A 16,288-nucleotide genomic window follows, 5' to 3' on the forward strand; every position below is an offset into this window, starting at 1 on the left:
CTGCGGTAACAGCTAAGTAACAGGCCTCACACCGCAGGCGCCGATCGGTAGCTCGAAAGGTCTCCTGAAGTGCTGAAACGTCGTTTTCACGGTCAGGCATCGGCCCCCGCATTCTGGTCGGCGCCGTAGCAGGTCGCGGAGCTGTGGAGGGCACCGCACTCCGATAGGGCGAAAAAATCTAAACGCGGATAACGCCGCGCACGCGCCTTCTTGCCGCGCGGCCACCGAGGGTCGTGCTCGACGAGCCGATCGCGCAGAGCGGAGCACAGCGACCACCAGGTGGCCGACCGAGCCGGCACCGGCGAAGCACCCGGCTGATCGCGGGTGCGGGATATGGCTCAGCCGAAACGCAGCGGCAACTCTTTGAGCGCGAAAGTCTTACTGGGGAACTTGATTTCGGGCTGATAGTCGGGCGCCGGCTCGAAATTGGGGATTCGCTTCAGCCACTCGTCGACGATCACGGTCAGCTCCATGCGCGCGAGATGAGAACCCAGGCAGCGGTGCGGTCCCCCGCCGAATCCCCAGTGCCGGTGCACCTTACCGTCCATGGTGAGCTCGTCGGTGGAGATCGCGTCGCTGCCGTCCCGGTTGATCAAAGCCATGCACAGAAACACCGACGAGCCCGCGGGCAACGTCATGCCACCGACGACGACGGTCTCGGTGAGTACCCGGGGCGCGACCGGCGCCGACGGCTCCAGGCGCACGATCTCTTCGATGAAGACCCTGATCTGCTTCGGATTGTCGCGGAGCTGTTCGCGCAACTGCGGTCTGCGCGCCAACTCCAACAGGGCAAAGCCGATCGCCGCAGTCACGGTGTCCAGCCCCGCCAGGATCAGCAGGTGGCTCATGCCCAGCAACTCGAGATCGGTGAAGTTGCCTTTGCTGCGCATCACGGTGGACAACATGTCCGAGCCCGGATTTTCCCGGCGGTACTGGATCGCGTCGGTCAGGTACTTGTACATGGCCTGCGCCGCCGGGGCGATGTCCTCCATGGACGCATAGAGGTCGTCGGAGAGCACGGCGTCTTTCCAGGCGATCAATTGGTCCCGGTCCTCCAACGGGAGACCGTAGAGGTCCATAAAAACCTGGTAGGGGTACGTCTTCGCGAGGTCTGCCATCGCCTCGCATTCGCCGCGGCCGGCGATGGCGTCGATCATGTCGCCGGCGTGACGAACCAGCACCGGTCGTGACTTACTCAACCCGTGCGGGCTGAAAAACGGCTGCAGGACTTTGCGGTACCGCGTGTGCTCGGGCGGGTCGAACCCCAACGGGATCACCGGAATTGGGCTTCCCGGCGGTTGAAGCGCCAGTCGAGCGGAAAAAACATTGGGACTACGCAATGCCGCCAACACGTCCTCACGGCGGGTGAGGTAGTAGTAGCCGTTCATGAACACCACCGGCCCGGCATCGCGCAGGACCTTCCAGCCGGCACCACGGTCAGCGGCCATCGGCAGGGAGAAGTAATCGAGCCGGGGAAGGTGAAAGCCCTTGCCGTACAGGCTTTCATCGATGGAGCTCATGCACCTGATCTCTCGTTGTCGGTTCGTTCAGTGACGTCGGTAACGTGCCGGGTCGGCGCCGGTAGACATGGTATGTGGCTCGGCCGCGCTGGCGGGTGGCGATTCGAGCGACGATGTCCGACATGTCTTTATAGACTGGCCGTCGTGAAGGTTCGAGTCGAGCAGTCGAGGTGCGTTGGTCACGCCCAGTGTTATGCGGTTGACCCCGAGATCTTCCCGATCGATGATTCTGGTTACTCCACTCTTGAAGAGCACGAGGTTTCGGCGGAGGACGCGCAAGCCACGCGTGACGGGGTGGCGTCCTGTCCGGAGATGGCGCTGATCCTAGACGAGGATTGACCGAACAGGCAGGCTAGTTCTCGCCGGCTAACGGTCACCGTCCGGCGCGGAGTGCGGGAAACGCTGTTGCAATGTGTGCAGCAGACCGTGGACCTCGTCGATGCGCGCGTTGAGCAGCGCCAACTCGTCGGACGCCCGGGAGTCGTCAGTCCCGGATTGCTGGTAGTTGTCTGCGGCAACGCGATTCGCGAGCTCCTGTAGTTCAGCGCCTTCGGCCCTGAGGAGCCGCTCGAACACGCGCGCCTGAGCTATCTCGGCGGGCTGCGGGGGGCGCTGCGGCAGAACACCTGCTGCAGTGAGCGACGGCGATCCGTCCACGCTCCTCGGGTGCGTGCGGGTGGCGCCCCGGGGTCGCTGTGAGAGGGCCAGCGAGCCGGATGACTCAGCATGTTGTGCCACGTACCCTCCAGCCCCAGACCGCGCTTGTTCACCTAGCGGAAACCTACGCCACCGTTCCCGGGCGCTTCCGAATATGCCCCAACTGTTCATATTCAAGCCATGATCGAGACATCCGCGCTTCACCTCCCCTGGAGCCGAGGGTCCGCGGCTTTCGCTTTTGCGAGCACAGCGCTCTTGGGGTGTCACGCCACGACGTGACACCCCAAGAGGTGTGAAGCGAATCGGCCTTTAACCGGCTGACGGCGGGCGGGGCATCACCGTGGGTTTGAAACCATAACGTGGGCCCGAGCCGAAGCCACCGGCTCGTGAACCGGCCAGCGGCATACCGCCCATCAGGTTCCCGTTCCCGTTTCCGGCGCCCGCGGCCTCCGGCGCAGCGACCACGTGGCTGACCATCTGCACGCCCTGCGGAGCCGCCTGCGGAGTCGCACCGACCCACGACGCCGGAACCGCGAGTTTGCCAACCGAGTTGGCGCCGCCCGTAATTGCCGACACCGCGTGCGCGCCCGCACCCGCGCCGGCAGCGCCGCCGCCGAGCCCGGCTCCCAGGCCACCCAAACCCGGGAGTGCCGGGGCGGCAGCCGCAGGAGCGGCACCGCCCAGCAAGCCCGCGCTCTTCGCGATCTGAACGCCGAAGTTGCCCATACCAACGCTGAAGTACGGCAGACCCTCAGTGTTGTAGAACAAGCTGGCGTAGGGGTTGTAGTCGGTGACCAACGCCGCCAGGTTCGTCGGCAGAACCGTCGTACCGAAGAGGTAGCCGAACAGCGTGCCCTCGGCCGATGACGGTGTCCCGAACGCCGACTGGAAGCCAGCCGGCGTCAACAGCGACTGGATGTTGCTCGGGAGCAACGAGATCAGCTGTTGCAGGAACGTCTGAGAGCTCGTGGCGGCCGAAGTGCCGGTTGCCGAACTGACCGCGGCGGCTTGGTTAGCCGTCCCGGCCGGATTGGTAGTTGCAGCCGGGGTGGCAAACGGGGTCACCTTCGAGGCGGCCGCCGCCTGGCCCGCATAGCCGTACATCGCGCCGGTGTCTTGAGCCCACATCTGTGCGTACTGGGCCTCGAGTTGCGCGATCAGTGCCGTGTACTGACCGAAAACGTTGGCCTGCACCGCCGCCTGTGTCTCGGCACGGTTGGCAGCGATCAGCGGCGGCGGCACCGTCGCCGCAAACGCCTGCTCGTATGCCGCGGCGGCAGCCTGCGCTTGTGTCGCGGACTGCTCGGCCTGGGTGGCCGACTCCTGCAGCCATGAGATGTACGGCTGTGCGGCGCTGGCCATCGACGCCGCCGCCGGCCCGGTCCACTCGTCACTGGACAGCTGCGTGATCGTTGTCTCGTAGCCCTGCGCGGCCGATTGCAACTCGGCGGCAAGACCGTTCCACGCCGACGCGGCAGCCTGCAGCGACGACGAACCCGGACCCGAGTACATCCGGGCTGAATTGATCTCGGGCGGTAAGGCCCCAAAATCCACCATGTAAAAGCCTCCCTAGCCCGCCGCAGCCGCGTTGGCGGCCTCGGTGGCGGCGTACGAACCGGCGCTGGTGCCCAGCGTGTTCACGAACATTTCGTGGATGGCCGCGGCTTGGGCGCTGACCGCCTGGTAGAGCTGGCCCTGCGCGACGAACTGGGCTGCCGTCAACGCCGAAACCTCATCGGCGGCAGCGGGAACCACTCCCGTCGTGGGGGCTACTGCTGCAGCATTCTGGGCGTTCAAACCCGAGCCGATCCCTTGCAGGCTGGTGGCCGCTGCCGACAATGCTTCCGGCTGGGTGGTCACGAACGACATCCGGTCTCCTCCTCAATAAGCTTGCGCGTCTACGACCTTGGGCAAGGCCGTTCGGTTGAAAGGTTAGATGGTCACGCTCGGATAAAGCCCCTGCCGACCTAACTGTTCACGCCTGGACGGAGAGTATTCACCCCGCGATATCGGCTGTTCATTTTGAATTCGACAGACGTTCCGCCTGCGGTAATGCTGTGACTCGACCGATCTTTCGAACTCAGGAAGCGCAGCCCCTCGATTGGCGTCGAACCACGGTGTCGCTGTGCCGAAGATCGCCCGTGCGTGCCGTCGCCGCACGTACTTTCGGTGCACCGTGACCCGCCGGCCCGACGAGCCGGTCGCGGCCGCCCCCGACATCGGTCAAAGACACTGCGATCTGGCTGCCTCACGACGCCCAAGGAACGCTCACATCGAACGCCGGGTAGTCAAGCACGTTCAAACACAATGCTTTTGACGTATAGAAGGGCTGCGGGTCGCACGGCGCCTCCAGTGCGCTCATCCGCACCAACGCCCGTGATCGCGATGCGCCCAATCGGGTGTGGACGGTGGATTTCCGCGCTGACGTCCCCATCACGCGCGTGGGATGGGGCTGGACGGTCACACGCAGTACTGCCGGCGAGCACCTCATCGGTAAGCTCACTCGCCGGGTGAACGGGCGCCGGAGCGTACCCCTGGCGCCGCGCGGCGACAAGGGCGGTGATCGATCCGCCGATTGGTCGGCGGCTAGCCCCCTGCGGGTGGCTTGGGCATCACGGAGTGCTTAATTCCGTACTTCACGATGTACCCGCTGCCGCGGCGTCCAGCGCCGGCTCCCAGGCCGGCGTTGGGCGACATCGGAACACCGTTGAGCACTCCATTCGACACCGGCCCGGTAGCGCGCGCGGCGCTGACCAGCTTGGCCTCTTCGACCACGGCGGGCGATGCCCCTTGCCAACTCGCGGGCACCGATAGCCGTCCGAGACTGCCGGAATCGCCCAAACTGGCCGACACGCTGCTGGCCGTGAACGGTGCGCCGCTGACGCCCGCAGTGCCGCCAATGGGCGCAAGGGCCGGCGTCGGTATCAAGCCTGCACCAGCGGCACCAGCTGGGTTGAACAATGCCGCTGCCTGAGAGGGAGTAATCAGCTGCTGGCCGATACCGAAGCCGAAGTTTGCGAGACCGACCGCGAAATAGGCCTGGAAGATCTGCCTCAACGCGTTCAGGTTGGCGTTCGAAAAGCCCAAACCCAGACCGCCGGTGGGATACGCGTTGTAGGTGTTGTAGATCAGCTGCTCGATCCAGGCGAACGGCCCGGTGAAGGTGGGCGGCGTCGCGGCGGTTGTCGCACCGGAGGTCGCCGCCGGTGCCGCCGCGGTCGTCTGAGAGCTGGTCGACGGCGCGGCCGCGACCGCGTTCTGGACCGCTGACGCGGCTTGGCTGGCCGGAGTGGTAGCGGCGTTGGCCACCGCGTTGCTCTGGCTGCTCGTCCCGTCATCGGTGGTCGTCTTTGGAGGGACCACGAACGGCGTCACTTGCAGAGCGACCTGCGTGGCCCCGGCGTAGCCGTACATGGCGGCCGCATCCTGCGCCCACATTTCGGCGTACAGGGCTTCGGTGATCATGATCGCGGGGGTGTTCTGCCCGAAGAAGTTGGTGGCGACCAAAGCGGCGAGCAAGGCCCGGTTCGCCGCGATCACCGGCGGCGGCACCGTCATCGTGAACGCCGCCTCGTATGCGGCGACGGCTGCGCGCGCGTGGTTGGCGGTCTCCTCGGCCTGCGCGCCGGTTGAGGTCAACCAGTTGATGTACGGCGTGACGGCCGACATCATCGCCACCGACGTCGGGCCCACCCACGCATTGCTCGTCAACTCCGCGAGCGCCGATCCGTAACCGCTGGCCGCGAAGCCCAGCTCAGCAGCCAGGCTGTCCCAGGCCTCAGAGGCGGCCAACAGCGGTCCGGGTCCGGGGCCCGAGTACATCCGACCCGAATTGACCTCCGGCGGCAGTAGGGCGAAGTCAAGCACTAGAAACCTCCGTCAAAATGCCAAGATTGTGTCTGCCTGGCACCAGCCGCATGGAAGCGGCGGTGCGCGGCGCGGTCATGAACTGGTCAGCAATCGGCGGGCCCTGGTGGATGACCGCCTGATCGATGTCGATGTGCGGAACGCGGTGTGTGGCCACAGACGAAATGCGCTTTCTTTCCTCGGTAACCCTCAGCGTCAACAACATTGAGCGTCGATGTTCATCACTGAACAGTCGCTGGCTGAGACATTAGATGGCCGCGCGGGCGATCCGCGACGACGAAGCCGACTATTCATTCCTGATCAAGCAGTGTTCATCCGCGATCGACTGTTGTTCAGCCAATGTTCGGTTCCGGGCTACCGGATGGCCGCAATCGCGCCGCTATCCGGCGGCCGGCGTGAAGGGGATCACAGTCGAGCGAAGCTCGAATCGCGTCGGTGTCGCAGCGCCGCCGCGCCCACCCATGTTGGCGACCGGCATCATCGGCGGCATGGCGGATTGAGTACCTGCCGGCGCGGCCGCGAGGGACGGGGCGCCGCTGAGGTGCATCGCCGTTCCGGCGCTGGTCGCCGATGGCATCGCACCGGTCCAAGCGGACGGCACCGACAGCGGGCCGACCGAGGTGGCCTGCCCCATGCCCGCCGAGAGCGATGGGAGGCCGGCGCCGATGCCCGTCGAACCGAGCGCGCTGGGACTCGACACGAGCCCGACCGCGTGGGCCGCGCCCAGCTCGTTGGCGGCCGTCGTCGCGGCCTTGGCCGCGGTGGCCGTGCTGCCCGCCGTGAACAGCTTGGACAGCATGCTCATCGGCATCGACGCGAACTTCATCGGCGTGCTGAGTTCGTTGAGCAGCGAGCTTGCCGACGTCGAGGACGTCGACGAACCGGTCGTCGAGGCGACGCTGTCCAGGGCTTGCGGCGAAGCGAGGGACTGCAGCGCCTGAGGCATGCCCGAAATCATTTGCGGGCCAGAGGACATGATCGTGTCGAGGTCGGTTCCACTGGACGTCCCGGCGGACTGAGCGGCAGTGACCGACTGGCTCAGCATTGCGCTGGAATTGGTGGTCTGCGGCGGTGCGGTGAACGGGTCCACTTGCGATGCGGTTGCCGACGTGCCGGCGTAGCCGTACATCGCGGCGGCGTCCTGCGCCCACATCTCCGCGTAGAGCGCCTCCGTCGCAGCGATCGCCGGGGTGTTCTGCCCGAGGACGTTCGTGGCCACCAGCGCCGCCAGCAGGCTCCGGTTGGCGTCGATCATCGGCGGCGGAACGGTTGCGGCAAAGGCACTTTCGTAGGCGCTGGCTGCGGCGGTGGCTTGTGCGGCCGTCTGCTGGGCCTGATCGCCGGTAGCGCTGAGCCACGTGACGTACGGGGCGGCGGCCGCGGCCATCGACGTCGAACTAGTACCGGTCCATGCCCTGCCGGCCAGGGTCGAGACGACCGAGCCGTACCCGGATGCCGCGTAGGTCAGCTCGTCGGCCAGCGACTGCCAGGCTGCTGCGGCGGCCAACATTGAGCCCGGCCCGGGGCCGGCGTACATGCGCGCCGAGTTGATCTCTGGTGGTAAAGCTCCGAAATCCAACATGGTGCAACGCCTTAACCGGTAGCGACGGCGTTCGCGGCCTCGGTGGCCGCGTACGAGCTGGCGCTGACGCCCAGCGCGTTGACGAACATGTCGTGGATGGCCGCGGCTTGCGCGCTGATCGCCTGGTACATCTCGGCATGAGTGGTGAACTGGGCAGCGGTCAGCGCGGAGACCTCGTCCGCGGCCGCGGGCATCACGCCCGTGATCGGAGCGGCGGCGACGGCATTCTGCGCCGCCAGACTCGAACCGATGACCTGCAGATTATCTGCGGCCGAGGTCAATTCGACCGGCTGCGCTCTCATAAACGACATTTGGCACTCCCCTCACAACACGACCCACCTGTCACTAGTTAGAGACATTAACTAGGAAAGATGGGCCGCTGGCATGCCGAAGCTATGCGCCCGCTATGAAACGGCTGGCAGCGCCTTCGAGCGGCCCGCGATCCTGCGCCGCCCCCGGGCACAAAAAAGTCCCCCTGCCCAGATCGGGAGGGAGACTTTTTCGAGATGCTGCTATCGACGCAGCTCTGTGGCGGCCACTTGGACGAATACGCCGGTGTCCTCGGCCATCAGCAGACCACGACCGCGGGGCAGCGGTCCACCCTTCATCTTGCCGCGGATGAAGCCCTCGTCGGGGTCCGCGTCCATCACCAGCAGTGGTGCGTTGGCCTGGGCCAGCGCGCGCAGCATCGGGTCGCTGCCCGCCGAAGACCATCCACCGAAGGTGCGGGTGACGATCACGTGCAGGCCGACGTCGGCAGCCCTGGTCACCCACGGCGCGGCCTTCTGCAGCGGCGAATCGAAGCCCGGCGGCAGTTGCTGAACGTCGTCGATGATCAGGAAGATCTCCGGCCCGGTCCACCAAGCACGGGACAGCAGCTCTTCGGCCGACAAGCCCGGCGGTGGCTCACGCTGGGTCAGCACCTGGCCCAGCTCGTTCATCATCGCTGAGACGCCGTCGAGGTTGTAGGCGAACTTCTCGACATAGTCGGTGCCCAGCGTGGTCAGCAGTTGGCGACGCGGATCGACGAGCCAAACCTGCGCCGACGGCCGTGTGGTCGGCTGCGCAATGCTCGCTCCCGGCTCGTATACCCGCCCTATTTCGGCCATGACTGTTGCCAGCGTGGTGGTACGACCACATTCGCGTCGACCGGTCACCATCAGGTGCGCGTTCTCGGCGAAGTTGAGGTACACCGGTTGCAGGTCCAATTCGTTGATGGCCCACGCAATTCCACCGGCGCCGACGTTCTGGCGCCGATCTGCCTGCGCCAGCGTCCGCACCTGGTCCAGGCCGAACTTCGCGGGAAGGCGGCGCACCGGAGGTGCGTGGCCGACCGCGATCTGGCTGATCGCCGCCGCCAGGCTGTCCGAGGAGAAGACGTTGTCCGGGGTGTCGGCCAACGCCGGCCTGGCCACCAAGGTGTGCAGGCCGGATTGCGGGTCGCTGTCCAGTCGCACATAGTTCACCGCGACCATGCCGCGCCCCGGCTTGACCGGAACATCCTTGGCGAATCGTGAACGCACCAGCTTGGCGTCTTCGACCGCGGCCAGGCGCAGCTCGATCCGGGATCCGAAACCGCTACGCACCGGCGGCCGCAATTCCGATTCGCGGTCGGCGGTGGCCATCACGTGGATGCCGAACGACGGACCCTGGTTGATGATCAGGTTGATCTGCTCGATCAGCACTTCGTTTTCTTCGGCGAGCGCCCGGTAGTTGTCGATCACCAAGAAGACGTCGCCGAAGCCGTCGTTGGGTACGCGGCCCGCTTCCCCACCGAATTTGCGTCGCCGGAAAACCTCCATCGACGGCACGTCGAACTCGAGGAAGGTGTGCTTGCGTTCGCGGAGCAGCGCCAGCAGCTCGGCCACCGTGCGGCGAACGCCATACGGGTCGGTCGGACCGACGACCTCACCGACGTGCGGCAGAGCGGACACCGTCGTCAGCGCGGTGCTGCTATAGGCCAGCACGTAGAACTGCACCTGCTCCGGCGTGTGGGTCAGGGCGGCCGAGGTGATCAGCGTCTGCAGTGCGGTGGTCTTGCCCGATCCACCGGCACCCAGAATCAACACGTTGGAACCGGCTCCCGAGGTGTCGACCGTCCACGGCGGCTGGTCGTGCTTGAACGGCCGGTCGATGATCCCGACCGGGAACACCAGGTCGGTTCTCGTGCCGTACTGCTCCTGCCACGGGTGATCCAGGAAGCGGTTGACCAGGTCCTCGATCGACACCGGCTTCTCCAGCGGAGGCTGCCACAACCGGTACGGCTGGAAATCGATCCGTCGGAGCTGATCGATGATCACGGTGCCGACCTTCGGCGTCCTGATCGCTTGTTCTTCCTCTTCTTCCTCCACCACGTCGGCGAAGCCGGTGAAGGCCTCGCCGTTGTCACCGTTGGTCAGGGCGTCGAAATCGTCCGGCCCGGTCACGGCGACCTCGATCGGCGTGAATCCGGTCGTAAACAGTTGCGGCCGAATGTAATCGACGGAGTGGGTCAGCATCGCCGGGCCGGTGTCGTCGAGCGAGACGCCGCGGCGGTAGTCACGCCACAGGAACTCAGCCTGGAATCGGACGATCTCGTCGAGGCTCTTCCGGAAGTAGCCCAGACCGGCCTGCGCAGGCAGGTTGACGGCATTGGGCACACCGGCGGCCTGTGCCGCACCGGCGGTACGGGCCTTCAGCACCAGCCGGTATCCCATGTTCTCCATGAGTTTCTCGGCCCGGCTCTCGATGGTCTGCGAAGCCATCATCAGGTGGATCCAGTAGGCACGACCCTGCCGGCCGATGGAGTCCAGCACGTCGACCGCGGTCGGCATGATGCGGAACCACTCGTAGAACTCGTCGATGACGACCACCAGCATCGGCAGCGGCGGAATGTCCTGACCGCGCGCGCGCATCCGGGAGCGCATCTCGTTGTATTCCTTGGCGTCGTCGACACCGGCGTTGTCGCAGACGGTCTTTCGCCGCGCGATCTCACCCCACAGCGCGTCCAGGAATCGCTCCATGAGCGCCTGGTCTTCCTCGAGGTCAGTGATGATCCGCGACACGTGCGGCACACCGGAGAACGGCTTGACCGCCGAACCACCCTTGAGGTCGGCCAGCACGAACTGCAGCTCGTCCGGCGGATGCGACAACATCAGCGACTCGAGCACGGTACGCACCAGGGTCGACTTACCGGAACCGGTCGTTCCCGACATGACGCCGTGGGGGCCGTCGCCGCCTTCGTCGAGGGACTTCATGTCCAGGAACAGCAGTTCGCCGTTGTCGGAGCGGTTACCGAACGGGATCCGCAGCCGGGAGCGGCTGGTCAGCGCGTCGCGCCGGCTACTCCAGAGGCTCTCGAAATCGATCTCCGAAGGATCGTCGATTCCGTAGTAGGACAGGATGTCTCGCGCACCGATCTGGGCCACCCGCTGCCCGATCTCCTCGTAGGCCTCAGCCAAACGCCAACGGGCCACCCGCTGCGCGAACTGCTCGGCCTCGACCTCGGTGACTTCGTCGGCGAGAGCGAAGAACCACCGGTTGTCATCGATCACCATCCAGGTGTCGCGGTCGCGGGGCAACGCCTCGATCACGCCGATGTCGTTGGTGAACTTCAGCACCCGCTCGGGGTTGCCGGTCCACAGCGCAGAACCGGTCAGGTCGAAGAACGTCACACCGTCGACACCGTCGACGCTGATGACGTACTCCCACTGCGGGTCGTCGACGTCGGCGATGATCACGTGATGCGGTGTCGGCGTCTCGGCCGACGAGCTTGCGTGGCGAGGCGTGAAAGATCCACGGCCAGCGAACAATTCAGCCTGGTCGGCGGCGAACTCACGCACCGACCCGTAGACCATCCGCGCGTTGCCGGCGGCGTCGCGGCGCCGCGGGTCGCCGAAGTGGGGCAGCCACTTGACCCAGTCCCACTTACTCATGTCGGACGTGACCACGATCATCTGCAGGTGGTCGGGGCCGTGGGAGAAAGCCAGCTGCAAGATGAGGGCCCGCATCATGCCCAGCGTCTGCTCGCGGTTACCGATGAGCGCGTACCACGGCTCGACGAGCAGCGACACCATCTTGGGCAGGTTGTAGACGACGCTCTGGTAGCGGCCGAATTCCTGCAGCGCCTTACCGGTTACCGGCTCGAGCTCGATGTCGGTCGGCATGTTCTGCGGCTCGCCCCAGGTCACCTCGGGGCGGGTCATGCCGACGCCGATACGGGCGATACCGAAGTTGAGATCCTTGCCGTCCGGCTTGCGCTCCCACATCCGGGGGGAGCCGACCGCGGCAGCGAGCGTGGTCGGCGACGGGTGGAACCACCGGTAGTTGGCGTCCATGCTGTCGGCGGACTCGTTCGCGGTCTCCCGCAGCATGTCCAGCATCAGCATGAACTGGGCGCGCATCGCGTCCAGCTTCGGCCGGCTCATCTGCTGCTGACCACCGAAACGACCACCGAACATCATCATGGCCACGCCGCCGATCATGAAGATCGGGAAGATCGAACCGGCGCCCAGGAACATCCGCGAGCCGTTGGCCACGGTCATGCCGACCATGCCGACCAGCAGTCCGACGACCAGCACGCCGACCACGATCAGCCACCACGGCTTGCCTTCGGGCGGCGGGACACTCAGCGGCGTCGGAAGGACGATGTTCTCCGGCCTGACGGCAGGTGCCCGCTCGGGCGTCGGGCGTGCGAAACCTTGCTTCACTTGGGCACCACTAACTCTGCGGGGTTCATATCGGTCGGAAGGGTGTCGTGACGCACCAGCGCATCTGCGCGGGACAGCGCGGGACCCGGCGCCAGCAGACGCAGGGCAACCCACGGGGCCGGAGAGGGCTCGGTGGTCAGCCCCAGTGCCGAACGGGAATCGCGAGTGTTCTCGACGCCGAAGCGCGCACCGGAACTGGTGAGCCACCAGAGCGATTCGGCGGTGCTGGATCCGGGGTCGTTGCCGGTGACGACGACCCAGTTGCCGGACTCGGGGCCGAAGAAGACGTGGTCGGCTTCCCGGCCGGACGTGTCGGACTTCACCAGCGACACGACCTTGTCGGCAGAGCCGGTGGGAACCGGGATGGTCGGCCCGGAGATCACCTGAATGCGGGCGCGTTCCTCACCGGCGGTCTTCTGCCACCACCAGCACGTCGCGGGATTCTCCTTCAGATCCACCGGGCTCAGCGGCGCGTCGGGGTAGGCCGACAGGTCCAGGCCGTTGACCACCGGCATCTTCGCCAGCGACGCGGGGGCCACCACCACCGGTGAGTTGCCCGCCGGGGTGCCGGCGTTCTGCAGGATCTGGGCGACCACCGGGTTGACCGTCTGCACACCGTCGCCCAACACCACTGAGTACTGTTGCGGCCCGCTGATTTGTGGAGTCACGATCACGGTTCCGACCGGACCGGGTGCACCGGCGAACTCGGCGGGCTTGCCGGCGTCCGGCACCCTCGGCACCGTCAGCTCGGGACCGACGGGCAACGAGTCGTACAGCGCCCGGCTCATCGGATGCGCCTGGCTCACGTTCTCCGGGGTCAAGCCCAGCGGCAGCAACACCGCGCGGTTCGACGCATCGATCCGCGACCGACGGCTCTGCCGGATTATGTAGGTGTCCTTCTCGTATCTGAGCACCACGGCGTCGGATCCGTTGAGCACCCGGCGGCGGTTGGAGAGGTCGGGCGTGCCATCGATGACGGTGACCGTTACCGGCGAGACCACGCCCACCCCGGCCGTCGGCGTCACGGAGTCGCACACCAGCCACGACGACGTCGCCGGTGTGGACGGGGAAAACTCCGAGGGTGCGCCCGGGATGCCCACCAGCGGCCCGTGCGGCTGCTGGGCGATCTGGCTTCCGCGCACCTTGTGCGGGTTATCCGCGCGTCCGGCGATCAGTCGCGCCGACGCCAGGTTGAGCGCGGGATAGATCTTGTCGCCGACTTTGACGTACAACGCGCCGGAATCCCGGTCGGCGATGATGGGCGACTCGTTGAGCTGGCCCGATGGGCTGATGAATGAGTAGAGCAACGCGCCAAGGCAGCACACCAGGGCGGCGGAGACCGAAGCCACCACGGCCAGCGTTTGGCGACGACCGGGTTCGATCTCCATCCGCACCCGCCAGCGAGTCAACGCCATCGCGGTACGGCGGGCCAGGAACTGATACCCCGTTACCTGGGTCCGGGTGGACAGCCCGAGGCCGTAGCCCGAACCCCGCTGCTGGTCACCGGCCATGTTTGTTCACACTCCAGGCAGACGCAGCGACAAGCTGCGTTGTAGTCCCACTATTCACAGCGCTAACGGTAGGGCACCCCGCGCGACCGCGCCACGCGAACGTTCGAGCACGGCCGGAGTTCACGTCCGCGCCAGCTGTGGTTTGCGCCACAGTGCTGTCACCTGCCGATTAGATAGTGGGGAGACTCGAAGAATCGTCACTGCGCATCGTACGGCCACCAGTTAACCGAGCCCGCCGAAACGACGACGTCGAAGTGAACAGTCGGGTCGCATTCACATCCTCTGGCCAAGCAAGATGACGGCATGAGCCACATGGCGCCGTCCCTGGTCGAACTCGCGGGTCGATTCGGGATCTCCACCTCGTACGACGACTGGAGTGGTCGCCGGATCAACGTCCCGGAAACCACTCTGGTGGCCGTCTTGGCCGCACTCGGCGTCGCCGCCGCCGACGAGGCCGAACGCAATGTGGCCCTGGCCGCGCACCAGCGGGCCCACTGGTCGCGCGCGCTGCCGCCGACCATCGTGGGTCAAGCCGGCACGCAGACGAAGTTCTGGGTGCATGTGACGCATGGACAGCCCGCCGACGTGTCGGTGGAGCTGGAAGACGGAACCGTCCGCACCGGAGTACGGCAGGTCGACAACTTCACCCCACCGTTCGACCTGGACGGACGCCGAGTAGGAGAGGCCAGCTTCGTGCTGCCCGACGATTTGCCGCTGGGCTATCACCGGGTGCACCTGCGCTCCGGGGGTGACGAAGCCAGCGCCGCGCTGATCGTGACGCCGACCTGGCTCGGGGTGCCCGAACGCCTCGGCGCCCGGCGAACCTGGGGGTTGGCCACCCAGCTGTACAGCGTCCGCTCGCGGCAGTCCTGGGGCGTCGGCGACCTCACCGACCTCGTCGACCTCGCGGTCTGGTCGGCGTCGCTGCACGGAGCGGGCTACATCCTGGTCAACCCGTTGCACGCGGCGGAGCCGACCTCGCCGATGGAGCCGTCGCCCTATCTGCCGACGTCGCGCCGGTTCGTCAACCCGTTGTACCTACGAGTAGAGGCCATCCCGGAGTACGCGCAACTATCCAAACGCGGCCGGGTTCGGCGGCTGCGCGACAGCGTCCAGAACCGGTCGGCCTCGCTGGACTCGATCGATCGCGACGGCGCATGGGCGGCCAAACGGGAAGCGCTGCAGCTGGTTTACGCCGTCGCGCGCACGGCGGGTCGCGACCTGGCGTTTGCGGCCTACCGCGCGCGGGAGGGTTCAGCGCTCGATGACTTCGCCACCTGGTGCGCGTTGGCCGAAAAGTACGGCAGCGATTGGCATCAGTGGCCCGAATCGGTACGCCATCCCGGCGCCGACGGCGTGCCGAAGTTCGTCGAAAAGCATTCGGCAGCAGTTGATTTCCATTGCTGGTTGCAATGGCAGCTCGATGAGCAACTCGCTGCTGCGCAGACCCAGGCGGTGTCGGTCGGGATGTCGTTGGGCATCGTGCATGATCTCGCCGTCGGCGTGCATCCCGATGGAGCCGATTCCTGGGCCCTGCAGGACGCGCTGGCGCCCGGCGTTTCGGCGGGTGCGCCGCCGGACGAGTTCAATCAGTTGGGCCAGGACTGGTCGCAGCCGCCGTGGCGTCCGGATCGGCTGGAAGAGCTGGAGTACGGGCCGTTTCGCGCCCTCATCCGCAGCGTTCTGCGGCACGCCGGCGGCGTGCGGATCGACCACATCATCGGCTTGTTCCGGCTGTGGTGGATTCCGCAGGGCGAGTTGCCGACCCAGGGCACCTATGTGCGCTACAGCCATGAGGCGATGATCGGAATCGTTGCGCTCGAGGCGTATCGCGCGACGGCACTGGTGGTCGGCGAAGATCTCGGCACGGTCGAGCCGTGGGTCCGCGACTATCTGCGTGCGCGTGGAGTATTGGGCACCTCGATTCTGTGGTTCGAACTCGACCGCGACGGTTCCGGTGGCCCGCTGCCGGCCGAACGGTGGCGCGAATACTGCCTGTCATCGGTGACCACCCACGACCTGCCCCCGACCGCCGGGTATCTGGCGAATGAGCATGTGCGGCTACGGGATTCGCTTGGACTGTTGACACGTCCAGTCGGCGAGCAATTCGCGGCCGCCGAGGCGGAGCGGGCCTCGTGGTTGGCCGAGTTGCGTCGGGTCGGCCTGCTGTCAGAGGCAGCCGACTCCGACGAGAACGAGCAGACCGTGCTGGCCCTGCACCAGTACCTGGGCCGCACACCGTCGCGACTGCTTGGATTGGCACTCACCGACGCGGTTGGCGACAAGCGCACCCAAAATCAGCCGGGGACCACCGATGAATATCCCAACTGGCGGGTCCCGCTCAGTGGACCCGACGGTCGACCCATCCCGCTGGAAGATGTGTTCACCGATCACCGGGCGATCGCATTAGCCGAGGCGCTCCGAGCGCAGACGGCCGGCGGTGCCGGCGAGACCACCTGTTAG

General features: G+C 66.2%; 11 protein-coding genes. 2 read left to right on the forward strand and 9 right to left on the reverse strand.

Annotated features, from left to right (window positions below):
- Positions 1-338: 338 nt before the first annotated feature.
- Positions 339-1,520 (reverse strand): cytochrome P450, encoded by a 1,182-nt coding sequence (locus ACQY5A_RS00585; RefSeq protein WP_428338420.1) that lies wholly within the window; start codon positions 1,518-1,520, stop codon positions 339-341.
- A gap of 144 nt (positions 1,521-1,664) precedes the next feature.
- Between ACQY5A_RS00585 and ACQY5A_RS00590 the strand changes: the two genes are divergently transcribed.
- Positions 1,665-1,859 carry a ferredoxin gene (locus tag ACQY5A_RS00590; protein ID WP_428338421.1) on the forward strand — a complete coding sequence of 65 codons (195 nt, stop codon included), beginning with the start codon at positions 1,665-1,667 and terminating at the stop codon, positions 1,857-1,859.
- Between the two features lie 27 nt (positions 1,860-1,886).
- On the opposite strand, the gene ACQY5A_RS00595 is transcribed toward ACQY5A_RS00590, so the two are convergent.
- The 8 genes from ACQY5A_RS00595 to eccB form a co-directional block, all read right to left on the reverse strand.
- The gene (locus ACQY5A_RS00595) at positions 1,887-2,258 is read right to left on the reverse strand and encodes a hypothetical protein (RefSeq protein ID WP_428338422.1); all 372 of its coding nucleotides are present in this window, start codon (positions 2,256-2,258) and stop codon (positions 1,887-1,889) included.
- A 228-nt stretch (positions 2,259-2,486) separates the two neighbouring features.
- Positions 2,487-3,731: a PPE family protein, SVP subgroup gene (locus tag ACQY5A_RS00600; RefSeq protein WP_428338502.1), complete on the reverse strand. Its 1,245-nt coding sequence runs from the start codon at positions 3,729-3,731 to the stop codon at positions 2,487-2,489.
- 15 nt (positions 3,732-3,746) lie between these two features.
- The gene (locus ACQY5A_RS00605) at positions 3,747-4,046 is read right to left on the reverse strand and encodes a PE family protein (protein ID WP_428338423.1); all 300 of its coding nucleotides are present in this window, start codon (positions 4,044-4,046) and stop codon (positions 3,747-3,749) included.
- Between the two features lie 717 nt (positions 4,047-4,763).
- Positions 4,764-6,044 (reverse strand): PPE family protein, encoded by a 1,281-nt coding sequence (locus ACQY5A_RS00610; RefSeq protein WP_428338424.1) that lies wholly within the window; start codon positions 6,042-6,044, stop codon positions 4,764-4,766.
- 379 nt (positions 6,045-6,423) lie between these two features.
- Positions 6,424-7,623 carry a PPE family protein gene (locus ACQY5A_RS00615; protein ID WP_428338503.1) on the reverse strand — a complete coding sequence of 400 codons (1,200 nt, stop codon included), beginning with the start codon at positions 7,621-7,623 and terminating at the stop codon, positions 6,424-6,426.
- Between the two features lie 14 nt (positions 7,624-7,637).
- Entirely contained in the window at positions 7,638-7,937 is a 300-nt protein-coding gene (locus ACQY5A_RS00620; protein ID WP_428338425.1) for a PE family protein, read from the reverse strand.
- A gap of 201 nt (positions 7,938-8,138) precedes the next feature.
- Entirely contained in the window at positions 8,139-12,314 is a 4,176-nt protein-coding gene (gene eccCa, locus ACQY5A_RS00625) for a type VII secretion protein EccCa (RefSeq protein WP_428338426.1), read from the reverse strand.
- Positions 12,311-13,825, reverse strand: coding sequence for a type VII secretion protein EccB (gene eccB, locus ACQY5A_RS00630; RefSeq protein WP_428338427.1), 1,515 nt, complete (start codon positions 13,823-13,825; stop codon positions 12,311-12,313). The genes eccCa and eccB overlap by 4 nt, the downstream gene beginning before the upstream one ends.
- A gap of 303 nt (positions 13,826-14,128) precedes the next feature.
- Between eccB and malQ the strand changes: the two genes are divergently transcribed.
- The gene (malQ, locus tag ACQY5A_RS00635; RefSeq protein ID WP_428338428.1) at positions 14,129-16,288 is read left to right on the forward strand and encodes a 4-alpha-glucanotransferase; all 2,160 of its coding nucleotides are present in this window, start codon (positions 14,129-14,131) and stop codon (positions 16,286-16,288) included.

Source organism: Mycobacterium sp. (assembly GCF_965277065.1).
Lineage (GTDB): Bacteria > Actinomycetota > Actinomycetes > Mycobacteriales > Mycobacteriaceae > Mycobacterium.

Coding starts and splice junctions, on each gene's coding strand:
- ACQY5A_RS00585 (WP_428338420.1), bottom strand. CDS start 1,520: ATGAGCTCCATCGATGAAAGCCTGTACGGCAAGGGCTTTCACCTTCCC.
- ACQY5A_RS00605 (WP_428338423.1), bottom strand. CDS start 4,046: ATGTCGTTCGTGACCACCCAGCCGGAAGCATTGTCGGCAGCGGCCACC.
- ACQY5A_RS00620 (WP_428338425.1), bottom strand. CDS start 7,937: ATGTCGTTTATGAGAGCGCAGCCGGTCGAATTGACCTCGGCCGCAGAT.
- eccB (WP_428338427.1), bottom strand. CDS start 13,825: ATGGCCGGTGACCAGCAGCGGGGTTCGGGCTACGGCCTCGGGCTGTCC.
- malQ (WP_428338428.1), top strand. CDS start 14,129: ATGAGCCACATGGCGCCGTCCCTGGTCGAACTCGCGGGTCGATTCGGG.